Raw genomic sequence first — 17,991 nt, 5'->3', positions numbered from 1 at the left:
GATTCGGGTATTTATTTGATTTAAACCAACAAAATACAACCTTCATTTAAGTCTATTCTGCTGCATCCGGCCTTGGTCGCGACGCTACCAGCCAAGCTGCTCATCAGGCGGCTGCCCCGGGTTGCCACGGCCGGCAGCGGTTTACGAGGGCCTTAGGCGAGGCGCCAAGGCACCCGCGCTGCCCGTGCAGCAGCGCGGGTGCCTTGGCGCTGCTGCCAGCGCCGGACACGGCGTGGCTATTGCCCTGCTTCGGGTGGGCGCTATTCGCCCTGCCGCAGCGGCCCGAAGCCACGAAAAAAGCCGGGCTCCTCAGTTTGTGGCTGAGGAGCCCGGCTCGTTACGGGGCTGCTCATGGGGCTACACCTCGTAGCGCAGCTCCCCGGCGCCCACTTTCAGCGTAATCGTCGGCTCAGCGATAATGCGGCCGGCCACATGGGCCTGGTAACCCTTGCGGGTCAGCTCAGCGGCTACGGCTTCGGCCTGCTCGGCGTCGGTGACGAGCAGCATGCCGTTGCCCATGTTCCAGTACAGGTAGGCGTCGGCGGGGCTGATGCCGCCCAGCTCGGCCAGTTGGCTCATGGCGGGCAGCGGCGCGAAGAGGTTGTCCAGCTCGGCCCCGACACCCGCTTTCAGCACGCGCTTGAAGTTGTCGGCCACGCCGCCGCCGGTGATGTGCGCGGCGGCGTGCAGCGGCAGGCCCGCGTCGAGCACGGCCGTCACGCCGGGGGCGAAGATGAGCGAGGGAGCCAGCATGACTTCACCCCAGGTCGCGCCCATTTCGGCGGCGTCCGGGCCGGTGTAGGGGGCTTTGTGCCACTCCTCGCCGAAGGCTTTGGTGAGGGTGCGGCGGGCCAGGGAGTAGCCGTTGGAGCGGAACGAGGGCGAGCGAAGCGCCACCACGGCCTGGCCGGCGCGCACGTTGGCGCCGCTGAGCGGCCGCTCCAGGCTCGGGTGCAGCACGCCCACGGCGGTGGAGCACCAGTTGAAGTTCATGCGGGCGCCGGGGTAGCCGCCGATGCGGTTGCCCAGCTCGGCAATTTCCCCGCCCGTCACGGCAATGCTGCTGAACTGCGCCGCGTCGTGCAGGCCGCGCATCAGCTCGTCGACCACCTCATAGTTCAGGGTGTTCACGTCGATGATGTTCGACAGGTTGGTCGGGATGAAGCCGGCCACCACCAGGTCGTCGGCCACCATGGCAATCAGGTCGTGACCCAGCGTATCGTAGCGGTCCACGCGTTCGGCCACTTCGATTTTGGTACCGATGCCGTCGGAGCCGATGCCCAGGCGCTCGGCCCCGAAGCGGATTTCGTTGGAAAAGCCGCCTTCCAGGTCCTGGGCCGGCTCACCCGGCTTGCCAGCGCGGGTGCTAAAGGTTTTCTTGGCCCAGTTGTAGGCGTTGCGCGAGGCGGCGTTGCCTTCTTCGATGGAGTAGCCGGCGGTTGCTTTCAGGTCGGAAGCGGCAGTAGTCTGGCTCATGCGAGTAGTTAAGCGAAACTCCCCTTCTCAGATGAGGAGGGGTGCCCGAAGGGCGGGGTGATTGACAATCGTTGCACGATTATCAGAGGGCGTCATGCTGAGCCTGTCGAAGCATCTCTACCGCTTCGTCCGAATCGTTGCAGCGAAGCAGCAGAAATGCTTCGACAAGCTCAGCATGACGTTCTTTTTCATTTCGGCAGGTTAGTGCTCGGTCGGGGCCGGGGCTTTGGCGCTGACGGAAGTCGCTTTGTCCTCCTTCTGGCGGTGGCTGGTGCGCTCCTCCTGGATGTGGCGCAGGTACTTGGTCACGTCGCCGGTGGGGTACTTGCCCGAGAAGCAGGCGAAGCAGCTACCGCCGTGGCCGCGGTCCTCGCCGAACAGCTCCTGCAAATCCTCAAGCGACTGGTAGATGACCTTGTCGGCCTCTATGTAGCGGCAGATTTCCTCCTCGGTGTAGTTGGCCGCAATCAGCTCGGTGCTCATGGCCATGTCGATGCCGTAGATGCAGGGCGAGACGATGGGCGGGGCCGAGGAAATGAAGTACACCTCGGTGGCGCCCGCCTCGCGCAGAATGCGCACGATGCGCCGCGAGGTGGTACCGCGCACGATGCTGTCGTCGACCACGGCAATTTTCTTGCCCTCCACAAACTCGCGGATGGGGTTGAGCTTTTTCTTCACCACGTCCTCGCGCCCCGCTTGGCTGCTCACGATGAAGGAGCGGCCCATGTGGTTGTTCTTGACCAGCGCGCGGCGGTAGGGCACGCCAATGGCTTCGGCCAGGCCCGAGGCGGCGAAGTAGCCCGACGACGGCACGTCGATAACCATGTCGGGCTCAATACCAGCTTCGCGCACTTTGCGCGCCAGCATCTTGCCCAGGCGCACCCGCTCGCGGGCCACCAGGCGGCCGTGGATAACGGAGTCTTCGCGGGCGAAGTAGATGTGCTCGAACACGCAGAAGGCTTTGGGCTTGGCCGGCGGGTTCTTGTGGTGCACCTGGAAGTTCTGGTCGATAAACACCGCCTGGCCGGGCCCGATGTTTTCCACCAGGTCGAATTCGAGGTAGTCGAAGCAGGTAGATTCGGAGGCGAAGGCGAAGACCGGCCCGTCGGGGGTGTCGCGGCGGCCCATGACGAGCGGACGGATGCCGTTCGGGTCGTTGAAGGCCAGCAGGCCGTGGCCGGCAATGATGGTGATGGTGGCGTAGGCGCCCTTCACCAGCTCCTGCGTCGTCTCCACCGCGTCGAAAATGTCGACCACCGACAGCGCATCGAGGTTTTTCAGGCGCAGCTCCGAGGCGAAGGTGTACATGATCAGCTCCAGGTCGTTGCTGGTCTTGGGCAGCACGTGGTACTTCTCGTGCAGGCGCTTGGCGGCCTGGCGGAAGTTGATGACGTTGCCGTTGTGCACCATGGCCAGCCCGAAGGGGTAGCTGGTGGTGAAGGGCTGGGCCAGGGCCGCGTCGCTGGAGCCCTGGGTGGTGTAGCGCACGTGGCCGATGCCGATGTTGCCGGTCAGCTTCTTCAGGTGCTTGGGCTTGAACACGTCGTTGATCAGCCCGTTGCCCTTGTGCAGGTGAAAATTGCCGTCGAACGAGGCAATACCGGCGGCGTCCTGCCCGCGGTGCTGCAGGGCCGTCAGGCCGATTACGATGTCGCCGACGACGTCATCCGGGCCGAAAAAACCAACGATTCCGCACATATCGAGTTGTCAGTTGTCAGGTTGCCGGTGGTTCAGGCCGACGAAGCTGGGGTGTTGCGAGAGAAGGGGAAAAACGGAGCGCTACGGCTGGGTAGCCGCAGCGGCGGGGGCGGGTGTTTCGGCGGGCAGCTCGCCCCGGATGAGGCGGGCCAGGGTGTCGGCGTAGAAGCGGTGCTCCACGGCCAGGCCGCGGCGCTCCACTTCCGGGAGGGAATCGGCGCCGCGCAGGTCGACGGGCGCCTGGGCCAGCACGGGGCCGGTATCCAGGCCCTCGTCAACAAGGTGCACGGTGATTTTCGTTTCGGGCAGGCGGCTTTCCCAGGCCCACTCGTAGGCGTGCAGGCCCTGGTGCTGGTGGGTGTCGGCCGGGTGAATGTTCAGAATGCGCCCGGCAAAGGCCCGGATGAACGTGGGCGACAGGATGCGCATGTAGCCAGCCAGCACGATGTAATCGGGCTGATACTCCCGCAGTTTGGCTACTACCTCAGCGTCGAATTCGGCGCGCTTGCGGCCCCGCGAGTCGATGCTGGCGGTGGCGTAGCCCAGCTCGGCGGCGGCTTCAAGGCCGGCGGCTTCGGGAATGTTGCTGAACACCACGGCTACCTCGGCCAGCCCGTGCAGCACGCCTTCGCGCACCTCGCGGGCCAGGGCCAGCATGTTGGAGCCGCGGCCCGAGAGCAGAATGGCCAGGCGTTTCGCCTTCCTCTCCGTGAGAGAAGAGCCTGACGGCGCGGCCGACGTGGTACCGCGACTCGACGTCGTAGTGCCATCGTCGTTGAGCAATTCGCGCGGGGTTGCTTCCGTCATCATCAGTAAGCTTGGCCGACCAGCTCCGGGGTGGGGCGCTGGCCGATGTCGGTGCGGTAGTAGGCGTCCTGGAAGGTGACCTTGTTGACTTCGGCGTAAGCCCGCTCCACGGCCACTTCCAGGTCGGGGCCGCCGGCCACCACGGTCAGCACCCGGCCGCCGCTGGTGACGAGCTGGCCGGCGTCATTGCGCTTGGTCCCGCCCTGAAATACCAGCGTGGCGGGGGCCACCTTGTCGAGTCCTTCGATGGCAAAGCCCGTGGGAAACTGCGCGGCGGGGTAGCCGCCCGAAGCCAGCACCACACCCACGAAGGAGCCAGGTTTCTGCCGCACGCCTACTTCGGCCAGGCGGCCGTCGAGGGCGGCGGTGATGATGTCGACCAGGCTGCTGCCCAGCGCGGCCAGTAGCACCTGGGCTTCCGGGTCGCCGAGGCGTACGTTGTATTCCAGCAGCTTGGGGCCGGTGGGCGTGAGCATGACGCCGAAGTAAAGGAAGCCCAGGAAGGGCAGCCCTTCGGTGCGCAGGCCGCGCAGCGTCGGCTCGATGATGACTTCGCGGATCAGCGCCAGCACGTTGTCGTCGGCGAAGGGCACGGGGCAGTAGGCGCCCATGCCGCCGGTGTTGGGGCCTTGGTCGCCGGCCAGCAGCTGCTTGTGGTCCTGCGAAGGCGGCAGCAGGCGCATGGTCTTGCCGTCGGTCAGGCCAATGATGCTGATTTCGGGGCCGGTGAGCTTTTCTTCCACCAGAAAGGAATACCAGGCGTGGCCGGCCGGGGCCAGGGCCTGCATTTCCTGCAACGCGGCCTCAAACTCGGCTTCCGAGGAGCACACCCACACGCCCTTGCCGGCGGCCAGGCCGTCGTACTTCAGCACGGCGTGGCCCTGCAGCTCGGCGGCGGCGGCGCGGGCCCGGTCGAGCTGGTCGGAGCGGAACGTCCAGGCGCGGCCGGTAGCCACGCCGTGGCGGCGCATAAAGTCTTTCGACCACACCTTGGAGCTTTCCAGCACCGCCGCGGCCTTGCGCGGGCCGAACACGCGAATGTCCGAATCGGCGAAGTAGTCGGCCACGCCGGCGGCCAGCGGGGCCTCGGGGCCCACCACGATGAGCCTCACCTGCTGCTCCGCACAGAACTGCTGGATGGCCGGAAAATCGGTGGCGCTGATGGCGGGCACCGAGCCGGGGATGCCGGCGTTGCCGGGCAGCACGTGCACGCGGGCGCCGTCCTGGGTTAGTTTCCAGGCCAGGGCATGTTCGCGGGCGCCGCTGCCGAGAAGGACTATATTGGTGGGGGTCGTTGCCAAGGGTCGAAGGAGGTTGGAGTAAAGCTGACGCTAGCTGATGTCGTCGATAGAACGAATGAGCCCGTCGAAAATGCCGAAAACGGACCGGCCCTGCAGTTGCAGCGCGTCGCCGGGCTTCAAGCCGTTGGGCAGTTCGACGGCCAGCACGGCGTTGTAATCGATGTTGATTTCCACCCGGCCGGCAGCAACCCGCCAGTCGGTGACGCGCTGCTCCCGCTGGGTGAAGTACTGCGTGGCTTGTTCGGCCTGCTGGCGGAAAGCGTTCTGGCCATTGGTCGTCAGCGTGACTTCACCGCCGGCTACGTTGCGAAACACCACATCCGGGTGCAGCGGCCGCAGCATGCCCGCCACGTCAAAGCGGTTGTAGGCGTCGATGTACTCCTGGACCAGCTGCTGGGGGTCGGTCGTGGCGGAGTTTGCGGTGTCATTGGTTTCACCGAGCCGCTTGCCGAAGCAGACGGCATTATCACGCCCAGCATACTTGCCGTAATTGTCAATGCGCTGGTAGCCCTGCTGCTCGTAGAAACGGCAGGCTTCCGTGTTGGCCACACGGGTTTCCAGCCACAACTCAGCGTAACCTACTGCCCGGGCCGAGGCTTCCAGCCCAGCCAGCACCGCCCGACCGATGCCTTGGCCAGGGCGCTTGGCGTACATGCGCTTCACCTCCCCTACCGAGTCGGTCAGCGGCCGCACGGCCCCACAGCCCACCGCTTCGTCGCCACGCTTAGCTAGCAGGAAAATGTACCGTTCACCGTCCGCCCAATCCTGAAATGAGTCGCGTCCGTCGCCACCGAAGCGCGCGCCGAGCTGGGCCGACAGCTCATCGAGCAGCGGCCGGGCCTGCGGGGCGGCGGGGTGCGAGGCGACTAAGGTCAGCGGGTGGCTCATACTTCGTGGATGGTCAGGCGTTGGCTACCAGTAGTAGGTTGTTTTTAGCCGTTTAGCTGCTCCACCGGCGCGTCCTGCATGAAGCCTTCCTTGACCAGATTCTGCACCAGGCGGGCGGGCACGTTCACGTCGGCATCGGCGGCGCCGGCCAGGGGCTGGCCGGTAATGCGCTGGTAGATGTCGAGGTAGCGGCGGCTGGCTTCGGCGGTTACTTCCGGCGTCAGGGCCGTGGGGTACTTGCCGTCGACTTTGTGGGCAATCAGCCACTGGCGGATGTACTCCTTGTCCATCTGGGCGGCGCCTTCGGGGTTCGTGGCGTAGTCGGCCGCGTCCCAGAAGCGCGAGGAGTCCGGCGTGTGGATTTCGTCGATGAGAATCAGCTCCCCGTTCAGCAGGCCAAACTCGTACTTGGTGTCGACCAGAATGATGCCGCGCTCGGCCATCCAAGCCGAAGCGAAGTTGAACAGCTTCAAGGCCACCACGCGCATCTGCTCGTACAGCTCAGCCGATACCCAGCCCTCCGAAACGAGGTTTTCCGGGGTGATTTCGCGGTCCGATTCCTCTTTGGTGGTCGGCGTCACCAGGGGCTCGGGGAAGCGCTGGTGTTTGGTCAGGCCGTCGGGAACGGTCACGCCCGAGAAGGTGCGCTGGCCGCTGAGGTAGCCGCGCAGCATGGAGCCGGTGAGGTAGCCGCGCACCACCATTTCCACCCGGATCGGCTCGGCCTCTTTCACCAGCATGGCGTTCGGGTCGACCACGCGGATGACGTGGTTGGGCACGATGTCGCGGGTCTTGTCGAACCAGAAATCGGCCAGGCCGTTGAGCACGGCGCCTTTGTAGGGAATGGCGGTTTCCAGCACCGAGTCGAAGGCCGAGAGGCGGTCCGTCACGACGATAAGCCGCTCGCCCGAGGGCACGCGGTACGAGTCGCGGACTTTGCCGCGGTGCAGCAGTTCCAGCTGGGGCGTGTTGAATTGCGGGAGCGTGTTCATGCGAAGCGTCGGGGCGGCTAGAGAGAAACTTGGTTGGCGGCAGCTTCGGCGGGCTGCGCGGCGCGCGTCTGGCTGATGTGCTCCACGATGTTGCGGAACAGCTTCAGCCCGTCGCCTTCCTCCGACAGCGCGGGGTCGAGGCGCTTGCGCCGGGCCCAGTCGGGGTGGTTGTAGAGCGACAGGAAGGCCTCGGGGTGCGGCATCAGGCCGAAGACGTGGCCGGTGGTGTCGGTGAGGCCGGCGCAGTTCAGCTCGGCGCCGTTGGGGTTCAGCGGGTACTCGGCAGTTTCGCAGCCGGTGCTGTCGCAGTAGGTCAGGCAGTTCAGTCCCTCGGCCAGGATGCGGCTGCGGATGGCCTCGTCGCGGATAACTAGGCGGCCTTCGCCGTGGCGCACGGGCACTTCCAGCGAGGTCAGGCCCTTGAGGAAGGGGGAGCGGTTGTTGGGGTTCACCGCCAGGCGCACCCACCGGTCTTCGTAGCGGCCCGAGGCATTGTGGGTCAGGGTCACTTCGCGCTCCTGCTGGCCGGCGAAATCGGGCAAGAGGCCCATTTTCACCAGCATCTGGAAGCCGTTGCAGATGCCTACCACGTAGCCGCCGGCCTTGATGAAGGCACCGATTTCCTCCAGCAGCGTGCGGCCCGAGGGCAGCTTGCGGAAGCGCACCTTGTTGGCCATGACTACGCCCGAGCCCAAATCGTCGCCGAAGGAAAAGCCCCCGGGGAAGTTGAGCACGTCGTAGTCGTGGATGCTGGTTTGCCCATTGAGCACCTCGTTGAAGTGCACGATGGTGGCCGCGCCGCCCGCCAGCCGGTAAGCGGCGGCCAGCTCTTCCTCGCAGTTGATGCCGAAGCCGGTCAGGACCAGGGCGTGGACCGAATGGGTCGTTGCAGTCAGTTCGTTCATCGTCTCCACCTCCTAAGCGTGCAGGGTTAGTTCTTCGCCGGCCATGACGCGGTTCACCGGGCCGTTGCTCCAGGCTTCGCGCAGCTCAGCCATAGCGGCGTCCACCACCGTTTTGTCTTGGTGACGAATCACCAGGCGGCCACCATCAGTTACGATACCAAGGCGGGTGGCGCGGCCGTTCATCAGTGCCTCGAAGGCTACCACGTCTTCCGGGGCCACGGTGGCCACGAAGCGCGAGTGGCTTTCCGAAAACAGCTCCGTCAGGGCCGGCAGCTCGCCTTCCAGATTCAGCTCGGCGCCCAGCGAGTCGTCGCCGAACAGGCTTTCGGCCACGGCTACGGCCAGGCCGCCGTCGGAGAGGTCGTGGCAGGACAGGATCAGGTTCTGCTCGTGGGCCTCCCCTACTTTCTGGTACAGGTCCTTGGCTTCGGCGGGGCGCACGCGGGGCACGTTCTGGCCCAGCTCCCCAAAGAGGTGGTAGAGCTCCGAGCCGCCCAGCTCGTCGTAGGTGTCGCCGAGCAGGTAGACCACGTCGCCGGCGGCCTTGAAGTCCGAGGTGACGGCGCGGCGCACGTCGGGCATCAGGGCGGTCATCGAGTACAGCACCGTGGGCGGCACCGAAATCTTCTGCCCGTCGGCCTTGAAGTCGTTTTTCATCGAGTCCTTGCCCGAAGTCAGCGGAATGTGGTAGGCCACGCACATGTCGCGCAGGGCTTCGCAGAGCTGCACCAGGGCCGCCAGCTTCTGCTTGCCGTCGGGGTTGGTGACGGGGTCGTACACCGAGTCGGGCACGCAGAAGTTGTCGTTGACCGACCAGAAAATCCCGTCGCCGGGCGTCAGGTTGGGCAGCTTGCCGCCGACGGAGATAATCTGCCGCACGGCCTCGTCAAAGGCGCCGGCCGACATCTGGTAGGGGTCGATGTCGCCGTAGCGCGGCAGAATGCCGTTGCTCACCGCCACGCCTTCCCACGACTCGAAGTTGAACTGCACCACGGCCGCGTCCTGCGGCGCCTGGCCGGTGCGGCCCATTAGGGGCTTGACGACAGTGCGGCCCTTCACCTCGTGGTCATACTGCCGAATCACCGCCTCGCGGGAGCAAATGTTCAGCGCCCCGAGCAGCTTCAGCAGCAGCTCTGTCGCGTCGAGCGAAGCCGGCAGCTTGGGCTCGTGCAGGGTCGGCAGCTGCCACTCGGCGTCGAGTACCTTACGCGGCACACCCTCGTGCAGAAACTCCAGCGACAAAGACGCCACCGGTTGCCCGTCGAAGGTCACGTCGAGGCGGCCGTTGTCGGTGAACTCGCCGATGTCCGACAGCTCCACTTCCATCTCGGCGGCCAGCGCGTTCAGCTCGGCCAGCTTGGCGGGCTCCACCACCAGCGTAAACCGCTCCTGGGACTCCGAGAGGAAAATTTCCCAGGGGCGCAGGCCGGGGTACTTCAGCGGCACCTTTTCCAGCGCCACCGTGGCCCCGCCGCTGATGCCGGCCAGTTCGCCCACCGAGGAGGACAAACCGCCCGCGCCGTTGTCTGTGCTGCACTTGATCAGGCCGCGGCGGGTCGCCAGCAGCAGGAAGTCCATGGCCAGCTTCTGGGTAATCGGGGAGCCGATTTGCACGGCCGTGGCCGGCGCGGCTTCGTCCAGCTCAATGCTAGAGAAGGTAGCGCCGTGGATGCCGTCCTTGCCCACCCGGCCACCAGCCATGATGATCCGGTCACCGGCGTCGATTTTCTTTTCCCAGGCGTCTTGGCCCGCCAGCTGCATGGGCAGCACGGCGCCGGTGCCGCAGTACACCAGCGGCTTGCCGCGGTAGCGCTCATCGAACACGATGGCACCGTTCACGGTAGGAACGCCCGACTTGTTGCCGCCGTCCTCGATGCCCTTGCGCACGCCCTCGAACACCCGGCGCGGGTGCAATTGGCCCGTCAACAATGGCCCCGACCAGCTGGGCGGGCCGAAGCAAAGCACGTTGGTGTTGAACAGCAGCCGTGCGCCGCCGATGCCGGTAGCCAGCGGGTCGCGGTTGTTGCCCAGGATGCCGGTAATGGCTCCGCCATACGGGTCGATGGCCGAGGGCGAGTTGTGGGTTTCGACCTTCCAGACAAACAACGACTCCTTGTTGATGCGCACCGCCCCGGCGTTGTCCGAAAACACCTTGATGAGCCAGTCGTTGCCATTCTCACGCAAGAGCCGGTCGACTTCCGATGTCGCGCCTTTGATATAGGTCTTGAACAGCCCGTCGACTTCCTTCTGCTCGCCGGTCACGCCGTTGCGGTAGCGGATGAGGGCCGCGAATTCCTTGTGCTTGCAGTGCTCCGACCAGGTCTGGGCCAAGATTTCCAGCTCGCAGTCCGTCGGGTCGGGCGTCAGGCCGGCCTCGGCGCGGCTGATCTGGGTTTCGGGCGCGTAGTAGTAGTCCCGAATGGCCTGCATTTCCTCCAGGTTCAGCGCGTACACGTTCTCCTTCGACAGCTGCAGCAGCTCGGCATCCGTCAGGTTTTCCAGGCGAATGGTGTGGGTGGTCGAGTCGGCGCCGCCGCCGGGCTGCGGGGTGAAGTCGCGGATGCCCTGGGCGGTGTGGCCCACCACGAAGCGGTTGATGAGCTTGTTGCCCAGCAACTCCTCGGCCAGGCGGCGCAGATCGGTTTCGGGCAGCTCCTTTTCCAGCAGGTACAGGCGCTTGCTGAAAATGTGCTGGGTGCGGATGTCCAGCTCCAGGCCGAGGAAGTCCTGCAGCGCGTTCTGGGCCGAGGTGCCTTCGTCGTCGGTTACGCCGGGTCCTTTCGCCACGAGGATGTAGCTCTTGAACTCCGGGGCCACGGCCCACTGGTCCAAGGCCGCGTCGTTCAGCAGCGGGTCCTGCAGGCACTGGGCGGCGAAGCTTCGGAGCTGTTCGGCCGTGAGCGGGTAACGCACGGTGTACACGGCGCTGGTTTGCACGTGGCCGGTGAGCAGGTGCAGGTGCCGCCGGGCGGCTTCGGCCACGCGGGCGCCTTCGCCGTCGTGCTGGCCGGGGCGCGGAATCAGTTGGATGGTATGCGAGGCGGTGTTACTCAAAGCGCAGAGTAAGGAGTGTGGCGTGTAGCGCGAAGCTCGGCTTCGCGTATCGTTGAACGAGGGGGCGAAACGACCGTCGCGCGGGCATCGGCCGCCAAGCGCGAAACCGAGCTTGGCTTGCGCCGCACTTGGCTTCGCGCTACGGCAACGACCAAAAACGCGGTAAGCCGCCCCGCGCCCGACAAACGGGCCCCGAGGCGGCTTACAGCCTGGTGCGGAGCTTGGCTCCGGTCAGAATCGACGGATGGTACTTCGCAGTGGTTGCCCAGCGGTGTTCCGGACGTGGCAGCTACGGGTTTTCGCAGCTGCTTTCGTAAGTCGGCTATACGGGCGGACGCTTCGCTGTGCTGGGATTGGCCGGCCGCGCGTAGCTGCGTTTGCCGCTCGGCTATTCGCTCTTCCACTTCTCCCCGGGCCACGTCGAGGCGGTGTCCCGCGGCTACGCTGAAGAGCGCGCTGCCGCGCCACATGCTGTCGAAATCAGACTGGGGCCTGATCCGCTTCAGCGAGGGGTTGGTATGGGAGAGGCTTCGTTGCACAGGGTAGCGAAGGAGATGCAAAGGTAAGGACTCCGGCTGACCTTACCCAACGGCCGGCACCGCATCGGGCCGACTGCCGGGCTTCACGGCCGGAATACCCTTGGCGCACAGCGGACAATTTTCCGGCTGGTACGTCGCCGCCTGAACCGGTAGCAACGCAAACAAAGGGAAATCCAGCCCGTGCTGCCCGCCGGTTCGATCAATCAGGCAGGCGACGCCCAGTACTTCCACGCCCATGGCGCGCAGCACCACGGCCACCTCCATCGTCGATTTGCCGGTCGTCACCACGTCTTCGGCGATGATGACCTTCTGGCCCGGCTCTAGCGTGAAGCCGCGGCGCAGGGTCATCTTGGTATCGGCGTCGCGCTCGGTGAAGATGCCGGGCACGGCCAGCTGCCGGGCCAGCTCGTAGCTGACCACCACGCCACCCATGGCGGGGCCCACTACCACGTCGGGCTGCAGGCCGGCTGCGCGGATCAGGTCAGCCAGCACGCCGAGGGCGGGGGTGGCCAGGTCGGGGCGGCGCAGGAAGCGGGCGCACTGCACGTAGGTATCGGAGTGCAGGCCGGAGGAAAGGCGGAAGTGGCCGCTGAGCAGGGCGTCTTCGCCGCGCAGCTGCTGCTCAAATTGCTGCTGAAAGTCGCTCGGAGCGTAGGGCATTGATTTGATTGGTAAGGTCTCGGGCCGCCGCGCCGGGCTCGGCGGCCTGCCAGATGACTCGGGAAGTATTGATGAGCACGCCGAGGCCGTCGGACTGCCGGCAACCGCCCTGCACGGTGGCGGCTAGGTCGCCGCCCTGGGCGCCCACGCCGGGCACTAGAAACCATAGCTCGGGGCAGCGCTGGCGCAGGTGGCTCAGGGCCGTGGGGTTGGTGGCGCCCACTACCAAGCCGAGGTCGGGGTGCTCGTGGGTCAGCGTTTGCACCACGTCGGCCGAAAAGTCGCTCAGCGTGCCGCCGCGCACCAGTTCCTCATCCTGCCAGGAGTGCGCGGGCTTGTTGGAGGTTTTGGCCAGCACAAACACGGCTTTGCCGGGCCGGGCAAAGGGCAGAATGGCGTCCTCGCCCATGTAGGGATTCACCGTCACGCCGTCGGCGCCGATGACCTCGTAGGCGAAGGCGGCGTACCGCTCGGCGGTGTTGGCAATGTCGCCGAACTTGCCGTCGAGAATCATCGGCACGTCCGCCGGAATCCACCGGCGCAGGCGCTGCAGCAGGGCCACGCCGTCGGGGCGGGCCAGGAAAAAGGCCAGGTTGGGCTTAAAGGCAGCGGCGTATTCGGCGGTTTGCTCCACCACCTGTTGCAGGCGGAATTCCACGTTGTCGCCCGGGGTCAGCTCCACTGGGTCGAGGCCCACGCAGAGCAGGGAGTTAGCCGTTTGGGCGCGGCGGGTTAGTTGTTCCATGCGGCAGCCGAACTAGTAGTGGTTTGGGTTTCGGGGAAGTTTTCGTTCCACTCAGTGGCCAAACGGGCAGTCAGGCCGGGCTCGAGCCACTCGCCGGTGGCCACTTGCACGGCCGCGGCGCCGCAGCGCAGGTAGTCGCGCACGTGCTGGGCGGTGAAGATGCCGCCGGTGCCGATGACGGGCAAGGTGATGTGTTCGTCGTGGGCCAGCTCATACACGCAGCGCAGGGCAATGGGCCGCAGCGCCTCGCCCGAGAGGCCGCCGAGCAGCGGCTCCCCTTCATCGGGCAGGTGCAGGGCTTTCAGGGTATTGGAGGCGGCCAGCGCCGTGGCCCCGCCTTCCTGCGCAGCCAGGGCTAGGGCGCGCACGTGGTCGGGCCAGGGCGGCAGCTTCACCACCAGGGCCGCGTCGGGGCCCAGCTCGTTGCGCACGGCCTCGGTGGCCTCGCGCACGAAGCGCGGCGTCAGCTCGAAGCCCTTTTGGGTGCTGGCGCTGCTGATGTAGACTTCCACCCCGGCAATTTGCCCGGCGGCTTCGCGGGCCAGGTAACGGGCAATTTTGCGGAATCCGGGGATGCCGGGGGCGGTGATGCTCACCAGCACCGGCACGCGGTGGCGCCGCAGGTGCGGCAAGTGCTCCTGCACCAGCTGCTCGGCCCCGTCGGTGCGGCGGTCGGTGGTGTTGAGCAGGGAGGCGTCGGCTACTTTGATGATGCCCTCGCTCCGGCTGCCGGGGCGGGGTTCCATGATGACCGTCTTGGTGAAAATGGCACCGAGGTGCTCGTAGCCGAGGCCGTCGGGCAGCTGCCAGGGGGCGGCCGCCAGGCACACGGGGTTCTGCAGCGTGAGGGAAGGGCCGAGTTGCATAGGGGGTTGGGGCTATCTGGTTCGGGCGGTCAGCCTGCGCAAAGAAACGAACCGCCGCTCCGCCGGGCCGAGCATCCTGCAAAGCTAGCCGAAGCACCTGCACCGCTGCCGCGGACGCCTTTGTGCTCACCGAATTTGTCCGCTTGTGGTCGGTACAGATGCCTCGGCTGGCCTTGCAGGACGGAACTCACTGCCGTCATACTCGTTGCTGTTGGGTTCTTTTCTCTGCCGGCGCTGCGGGTCAGGCCGACCGGGAAAAGCAAGAAAATTCGACCGATTGGCGCCGGTCAGCCGCTTGGGCGGCGCAACCGGCGCCCGCCATCAAACCGGCTTGCCGCCGGCGTGTGGCGCCTGATCGATAAGAGAAAGGAAAGTGGACAAGGGGCCCTGCTCGGCACCTGCGCCGCCAAAACAAAAGGCCCGGCATACACCGGGCCTCCTACGGAATACACCCTTAGATGGCATTGTCGCGGTTGATCAGGAAAGTCTGTGCTTTGACCGGTGCGGGGGTTTGTTCCATCAATTGATGAAGAGACTTGTAGTGGTGTGAAGGGTTAGCGGAGCCGGCCGTTTCCCCAGCATCCGACGACATGAGCGGACACAAAAAAACCGCTCCGGAATAAACCGGGCGGCCAACAAGGGAAAACCAGGAAAACGAAACGGAATCAACAGAAGGGAACGGGTTTCGACCCTGTTGCAGAACCGGCGGAGCGGCGGTTCTGCGCTTCATCGGATGTTGATTATGGAGAAGCACGTCGCAAAAGTATCCAAGTTCCCCGGCAGGGCAAGCAGGGCTGTGGATATTTTTCGTGTTACGAAAATATTACCACCACTTCGCGCTTATATTATCAAAGAACAGGCGCACGCTGCACGAGCCTATATACATTGGTTTGCTAACCAATATTTTACACCAAATACAGTACCTATACAGTGAGCCGACCTGAGTCGCAAAGGATTGCATTTTCTACTAATCCCGGATGGAAATGGATAGTTTATTGAAAATGCTCATCGATAGAAATAATGCAAAATCGATGGTTAACTTTCATTCAAATTCGCGGTACTAGCCGCAGCGCCTCGCGTATTCGGTCATGTTTTGCTAACAGAACCGTAACACAGCCGCTCCGGTTACTCCCGAGTTTTGCACAGCACATTTCCAAGCCTTCACCATTGCCTTTCAGCTGCACTATGAAGCGAATCTTACCCCTCCTGCTCGGCATGTTTTTCGCGCTGCTCGCCTTTCCGGCTGCCGCGCAAGACGAGGATGCTCCGATAGAATACACCGAGCGCGTGCCCGCCGACAACTACGGCATTGCCACCCTGCACGCCCGCGCCGCCGACTGGGTCGACCACCACTTCGCCTATGGCCCGAAAACCAACTTCGTCTCCGACGCCGCGGCCGGCACCGTGAGCGTGCTCGGCACCATCAAGCTGAAGCCCGTCGACAGCAAGGGCCAGCCCCTGGAGCGCACGGCCCGCTTTGAGTTCAATTTCAAGGCCACCGAGCAAGGCTACACCTACAGCGTGAGCAACTTCAAGGTCATCCCCGACGCCCAGCAGCCGGGCCAGCTGGTCAACTTCGACGCCTACCTCTCGCTGCTGCGCGCCGAGAAGAACAACGACAAAAACAAGAACGACCGGCGCGTGCGGGCCCAAGCCAACGCCCTGGCCAGCGAAATTGCCATGAGCTTCCGCTCGTACATGAACCAGATTCCGACCGCCGAAGACGGCAGCGTGGGTTTGCCCGCCTCGGAAAGCGCCGGCAACTAAGCCCAGCCACTTATCAGCAACGAAAAAAGGCCCTGAGCACGCGCTCAGGGCCTTTTTTGCTTTTGACGCCCTCCTGCCCGTCATTCTGAACAGCGTTAAGAACCTTCCTCCCACCTTGCCCCGCCGCTGCCTACAAAGTGCAAACCTTTTTCACTGTTGTAACCAAGAAGCGCAGCCACCTTCTGCCCTAGAGTAGGGCCACTGGTGGCTGCGCTTCTTGGTAGTTGGTGCAGGGAGCGAGGAAGGTTCTTCGGCTGCGCCGTACGCCAGATGAGGATATCGTTCCCGAGTAACCCTTGCTGAGCTTCCTCCCTATCCTACGCGGGCAGGCGCTCCAGCAGGCGGTGGGCGCGTTCGGGCAGCTCGGCTGCGTCGAGCACGATGAAGCCGTCGAGGGAGTTGCTGAAGGCCGGGTCCACGTTGAAGCCGATAAAGCGGGCATTCAGGCGCACATACTGGCGCAGCAGCGTGGGAATGCCGAGGCCGCGGGGCTCGATGCTGGCCACTAGCCGGCCCAGCGCGTCGATGCTGTCGACGCCGGTTTGCAGCACGCCGGGGCGCTCGGCCGCGTCGAGGGGGCGGTAGCGGAACTGCTTGCGCGGGCGCACGTGCGCGGCCAGCTCCGCATCGAAGCAGTGGCGACGGATGAAGTCGACCATGGCCCCCTTGGACGCCGGCGTGAAGCGGTTGCTGATGCTCACCGGCCCGATGAGGTAGCGGTACTCGGGGTGCTGGCCGAGGTAAGCGGCAATGCCCTTCCAGAGCAGGGCCAGCGGCATGGGCTGGCGCTGGTACTCCTCGCGCACAAAGGAGCGGCCCAGTTCCAGCGACTGGCGCAGCAGCGGCTTCAGCCCGCGGCGCAGCCGAAACAGCGAATCCAGGTAAAACCCGCGCCGCCCGTGCTGGCGCAGAATGGCCCGCCCCGGGCCGATGCGGTAGGCCGCCACCAGCTTGCGGCCGGCCCGGTCGTACACGAACAGGTGGCGGTAGTACTCGTCGTGCTGGTCCAGGTCGATGGCCTGCAGGGTGCCCTCCCCTTCGCGGCGGAAGGTCAGTTCGCGCAGGCGCCCGATTTCGCGCAGCACATGGGGAATTTCCTTTTTGCGGGCCACGTACACCTCCCACTGCCGGCTCTGAACGAGGCGCCGCGCCGGGCGCAGGGCGGCCAAGTCGGCTTCGATCAGCTCCGGGCGGGTTTCGGCCACCACCGCGGCCGGCACGCTGGCTGCCTGCTTCAGCGGGGCCAGCAGCGCGGCCGAGCGGCTGAGCGTAGCCGGCGCCAGGGCGTGCACCCGGGCCCGCAGATACGGCATTTGCTCGTCGGCGGGCAGCTGGTGCAGCTCCTGCGGCCCCACGGCCTGCCCGATGCGCACCTGCACCGTATGCCCGCGCTTGTTGAGCAGCTCGGCGGGCAGCCGGGCCGTGCGCAGCAGCGGGTGCACCAGGCCCAGCCAGTTGAAGGACTGGCTGTTGTGCCCGCTCACCCACACCGGCAGCACCGGCAGGCGTGCGGCCCGCACCAGCCGGCCCGCCGTGGGGTGCCAGGCCGATTCTTCCACCGGACCGAACGGGGCGTGGCGGTGGGCCACCTCCCCGGCCGGGAAGAGCAACAGGGGCACGTCGTTGTGCAGAAACTGCAGCAAGCGGCGTAGGCCCGGCACGTTGCGCGCGGCTTCGTCGGCGTCGGGCTTCACCAGCACAAACTGCTGCTGCAGCTGCGGCAGCAAGGGGGCCAGCAGCTCGTTGGCCACGGTGCGCAGCTCCGGGCGGGCCTGGCCCAGCACGTGCAGCAGCACCAGCCCGTCGAGCATGCCGCTGGGGTGGTTGGCCACGGCAATGAAGGCGCCGGCGGCGGGCACGCGCCGCAGCTCGGCCGCGTCGTATTCCACGGTAATCTGCAAGTGCTGCAGGATGGCGGCCACGAACTCCAGGCCCGTTAGCTCGGCGGCCTGCTCGTAGAGGCGTTGCAGGTCGCGCAGGTGGGTGAAGCGCTGCAGCACGGGCCGCAGCGCCGCCCGGGAGCGGCTCCCGAAACCAGCGGGCAGGGGAAGGTCGGCGGAAAGCATATCGAGCAGGGCCAAGGGCCCGGGAACGGCGGCGGTGGGGAATTGCTCAAACATCGTCAGCAGGAATTAGCCCGGCGTTATGACCGGATTATCATTCGGTTATCTGCTGCCGAAATACGGGCGCCGCCGGGGCGGCCCCAATCCAAAACGCTCCGCGGCCTGACTTTTCAAAGCGGGTCGAAAAAAGCAAAAGACCACCCCGGAGCGTGGTCTTTCGCGACGTGTTG

Annotated in this window: 14 protein-coding genes; 1 reads left to right on the top strand and 13 read right to left on the bottom strand. The window is 65.4% G+C overall.

What is annotated here, in order from left to right; translation table 11 throughout:
• Positions 1-357: 357 nt before the first annotated feature.
• The 12 genes from LJ737_RS05270 to LJ737_RS05215 all read right to left on the bottom strand — a co-directional run bounded on the left by LJ737_RS05270 (position 358) and on the right by LJ737_RS05215 (position 14,661).
• Positions 358-1,476, bottom strand: a complete 1,119-nt coding sequence (locus tag LJ737_RS05270; protein ID WP_227763517.1) for an AIR synthase-related protein — start codon at positions 1,474-1,476, stop codon at positions 358-360.
• Between the two features lie 201 nt (positions 1,477-1,677).
• Positions 1,678-3,174: an amidophosphoribosyltransferase gene (gene purF / locus LJ737_RS05265; RefSeq protein WP_227763515.1), complete on the bottom strand. Its 1,497-nt coding sequence runs from the start codon at positions 3,172-3,174 to the stop codon at positions 1,678-1,680.
• A gap of 81 nt (positions 3,175-3,255) precedes the next feature.
• Positions 3,256-3,984, bottom strand: a complete 729-nt coding sequence (purN, locus tag LJ737_RS05260; RefSeq protein ID WP_227763513.1) for a phosphoribosylglycinamide formyltransferase — start codon at positions 3,982-3,984, stop codon at positions 3,256-3,258.
• Positions 3,984-5,282 (bottom strand): phosphoribosylamine--glycine ligase, encoded by a 1,299-nt coding sequence (gene purD / locus LJ737_RS05255; protein WP_227763511.1) that lies wholly within the window; start codon positions 5,280-5,282, stop codon positions 3,984-3,986. Before purD ends, purN begins: the two co-directional genes overlap by 1 nt.
• Before the next feature lie 30 nt (positions 5,283-5,312).
• A complete protein-coding gene (locus tag LJ737_RS05250; RefSeq protein WP_227763510.1) occupies positions 5,313-6,170 on the bottom strand; it encodes a GNAT family N-acetyltransferase in 858 nt (285 codons plus the stop codon).
• 44 nt (positions 6,171-6,214) lie between these two features.
• Positions 6,215-7,162, bottom strand: coding sequence for a phosphoribosylaminoimidazolesuccinocarboxamide synthase (locus LJ737_RS05245; protein ID WP_227763508.1), 948 nt, complete (start codon positions 7,160-7,162; stop codon positions 6,215-6,217).
• Positions 7,163-7,179: 17 nt separating this feature from the next.
• On the bottom strand, positions 7,180-8,067 hold the full coding sequence (locus LJ737_RS05240; RefSeq protein ID WP_227763506.1) for a phosphoribosylformylglycinamidine synthase subunit PurQ: 888 nt from the start codon (positions 8,065-8,067) through the stop codon (positions 7,180-7,182).
• A gap of 12 nt (positions 8,068-8,079) precedes the next feature.
• On the bottom strand, positions 8,080-11,121 hold the full coding sequence (locus tag LJ737_RS05235; protein WP_227763504.1) for an AIR synthase-related protein: 3,042 nt from the start codon (positions 11,119-11,121) through the stop codon (positions 8,080-8,082).
• A 581-nt stretch (positions 11,122-11,702) separates the two neighbouring features.
• On the bottom strand, positions 11,703-12,320 hold the full coding sequence (gene pyrE / locus LJ737_RS05230; RefSeq protein ID WP_227763503.1) for an orotate phosphoribosyltransferase: 618 nt from the start codon (positions 12,318-12,320) through the stop codon (positions 11,703-11,705).
• On the bottom strand, positions 12,283-13,065 hold the full coding sequence (gene pyrF, locus LJ737_RS05225; RefSeq protein WP_227763502.1) for an orotidine-5'-phosphate decarboxylase: 783 nt from the start codon (positions 13,063-13,065) through the stop codon (positions 12,283-12,285). Before pyrF ends, pyrE begins: the two co-directional genes overlap by 38 nt.
• Complete coding sequence (locus LJ737_RS05220) at positions 13,053-13,931, bottom strand: dihydroorotate dehydrogenase (RefSeq protein ID WP_227763501.1); 879 nt, start codon at positions 13,929-13,931, stop codon at positions 13,053-13,055. Before LJ737_RS05220 ends, pyrF begins: the two co-directional genes overlap by 13 nt.
• A gap of 454 nt (positions 13,932-14,385) precedes the next feature.
• Positions 14,386-14,661 carry a hypothetical protein gene (locus LJ737_RS05215; protein ID WP_227763500.1) on the bottom strand — a complete coding sequence of 92 codons (276 nt, stop codon included), beginning with the start codon at positions 14,659-14,661 and terminating at the stop codon, positions 14,386-14,388.
• A 455-nt stretch (positions 14,662-15,116) separates the two neighbouring features.
• Between LJ737_RS05215 and LJ737_RS05210 the strand changes: the two genes are divergently transcribed.
• Positions 15,117-15,698 carry a DUF4468 domain-containing protein gene (locus LJ737_RS05210; protein WP_227763499.1) on the top strand — a complete coding sequence of 194 codons (582 nt, stop codon included), beginning with the start codon at positions 15,117-15,119 and terminating at the stop codon, positions 15,696-15,698.
• Between the two features lie 317 nt (positions 15,699-16,015).
• On the opposite strand, the gene LJ737_RS05205 is transcribed toward LJ737_RS05210, so the two are convergent.
• Positions 16,016-17,818, bottom strand: a complete 1,803-nt coding sequence (locus LJ737_RS05205; protein WP_227763498.1) for a bifunctional lysophospholipid acyltransferase family protein/GNAT family N-acetyltransferase — start codon at positions 17,816-17,818, stop codon at positions 16,016-16,018.
• Positions 17,819-17,991 lie beyond the last annotated feature (173 nt).

The organism is Hymenobacter sp. 15J16-1T3B (assembly GCF_020711235.1).
GTDB lineage: Bacteria > Bacteroidota > Bacteroidia > Cytophagales > Hymenobacteraceae > Solirubrum.
Note: the sequence above shows the minus strand (reverse complement) of the source record. Positions and strands in the feature narration are given on the sequence as shown.

Excerpts from the sequence above, each read along its gene's own strand:
- LJ737_RS05270 (WP_227763517.1), bottom strand. The coding sequence starts at position 1,476 with ATGAGCCAGACTACTGCCGCTTCCGACCTGAAAGCAACCGCCGGCTAC.
- purF (WP_227763515.1), bottom strand. The coding sequence starts at position 3,174 with ATGTGCGGAATCGTTGGTTTTTTCGGCCCGGATGACGTCGTCGGCGAC.
- purN (WP_227763513.1), bottom strand. The coding sequence starts at position 3,984 with ATGATGACGGAAGCAACCCCGCGCGAATTGCTCAACGACGATGGCACT.
- LJ737_RS05250 (WP_227763510.1), bottom strand. The coding sequence starts at position 6,170 with ATGAGCCACCCGCTGACCTTAGTCGCCTCGCACCCCGCCGCCCCGCAG.
- LJ737_RS05245 (WP_227763508.1), bottom strand. The coding sequence starts at position 7,162 with ATGAACACGCTCCCGCAATTCAACACGCCCCAGCTGGAACTGCTGCAC.
- LJ737_RS05240 (WP_227763506.1), bottom strand. The coding sequence starts at position 8,067 with ATGAACGAACTGACTGCAACGACCCATTCGGTCCACGCCCTGGTCCTG.
- pyrE (WP_227763503.1), bottom strand. The coding sequence starts at position 12,320 with ATGCCCTACGCTCCGAGCGACTTTCAGCAGCAATTTGAGCAGCAGCTG.
- pyrF (WP_227763502.1), bottom strand. The coding sequence starts at position 13,065 with ATGGAACAACTAACCCGCCGCGCCCAAACGGCTAACTCCCTGCTCTGC.
- LJ737_RS05220 (WP_227763501.1), bottom strand. The coding sequence starts at position 13,931 with ATGCAACTCGGCCCTTCCCTCACGCTGCAGAACCCCGTGTGCCTGGCG.
- LJ737_RS05215 (WP_227763500.1), bottom strand. The coding sequence starts at position 14,661 with ATGAAGCGCAGAACCGCCGCTCCGCCGGTTCTGCAACAGGGTCGAAAC.
- LJ737_RS05210 (WP_227763499.1), top strand. The coding sequence starts at position 15,117 with ATGAAGCGAATCTTACCCCTCCTGCTCGGCATGTTTTTCGCGCTGCTC.
- LJ737_RS05205 (WP_227763498.1), bottom strand. The coding sequence starts at position 17,818 with ATGTTTGAGCAATTCCCCACCGCCGCCGTTCCCGGGCCCTTGGCCCTG.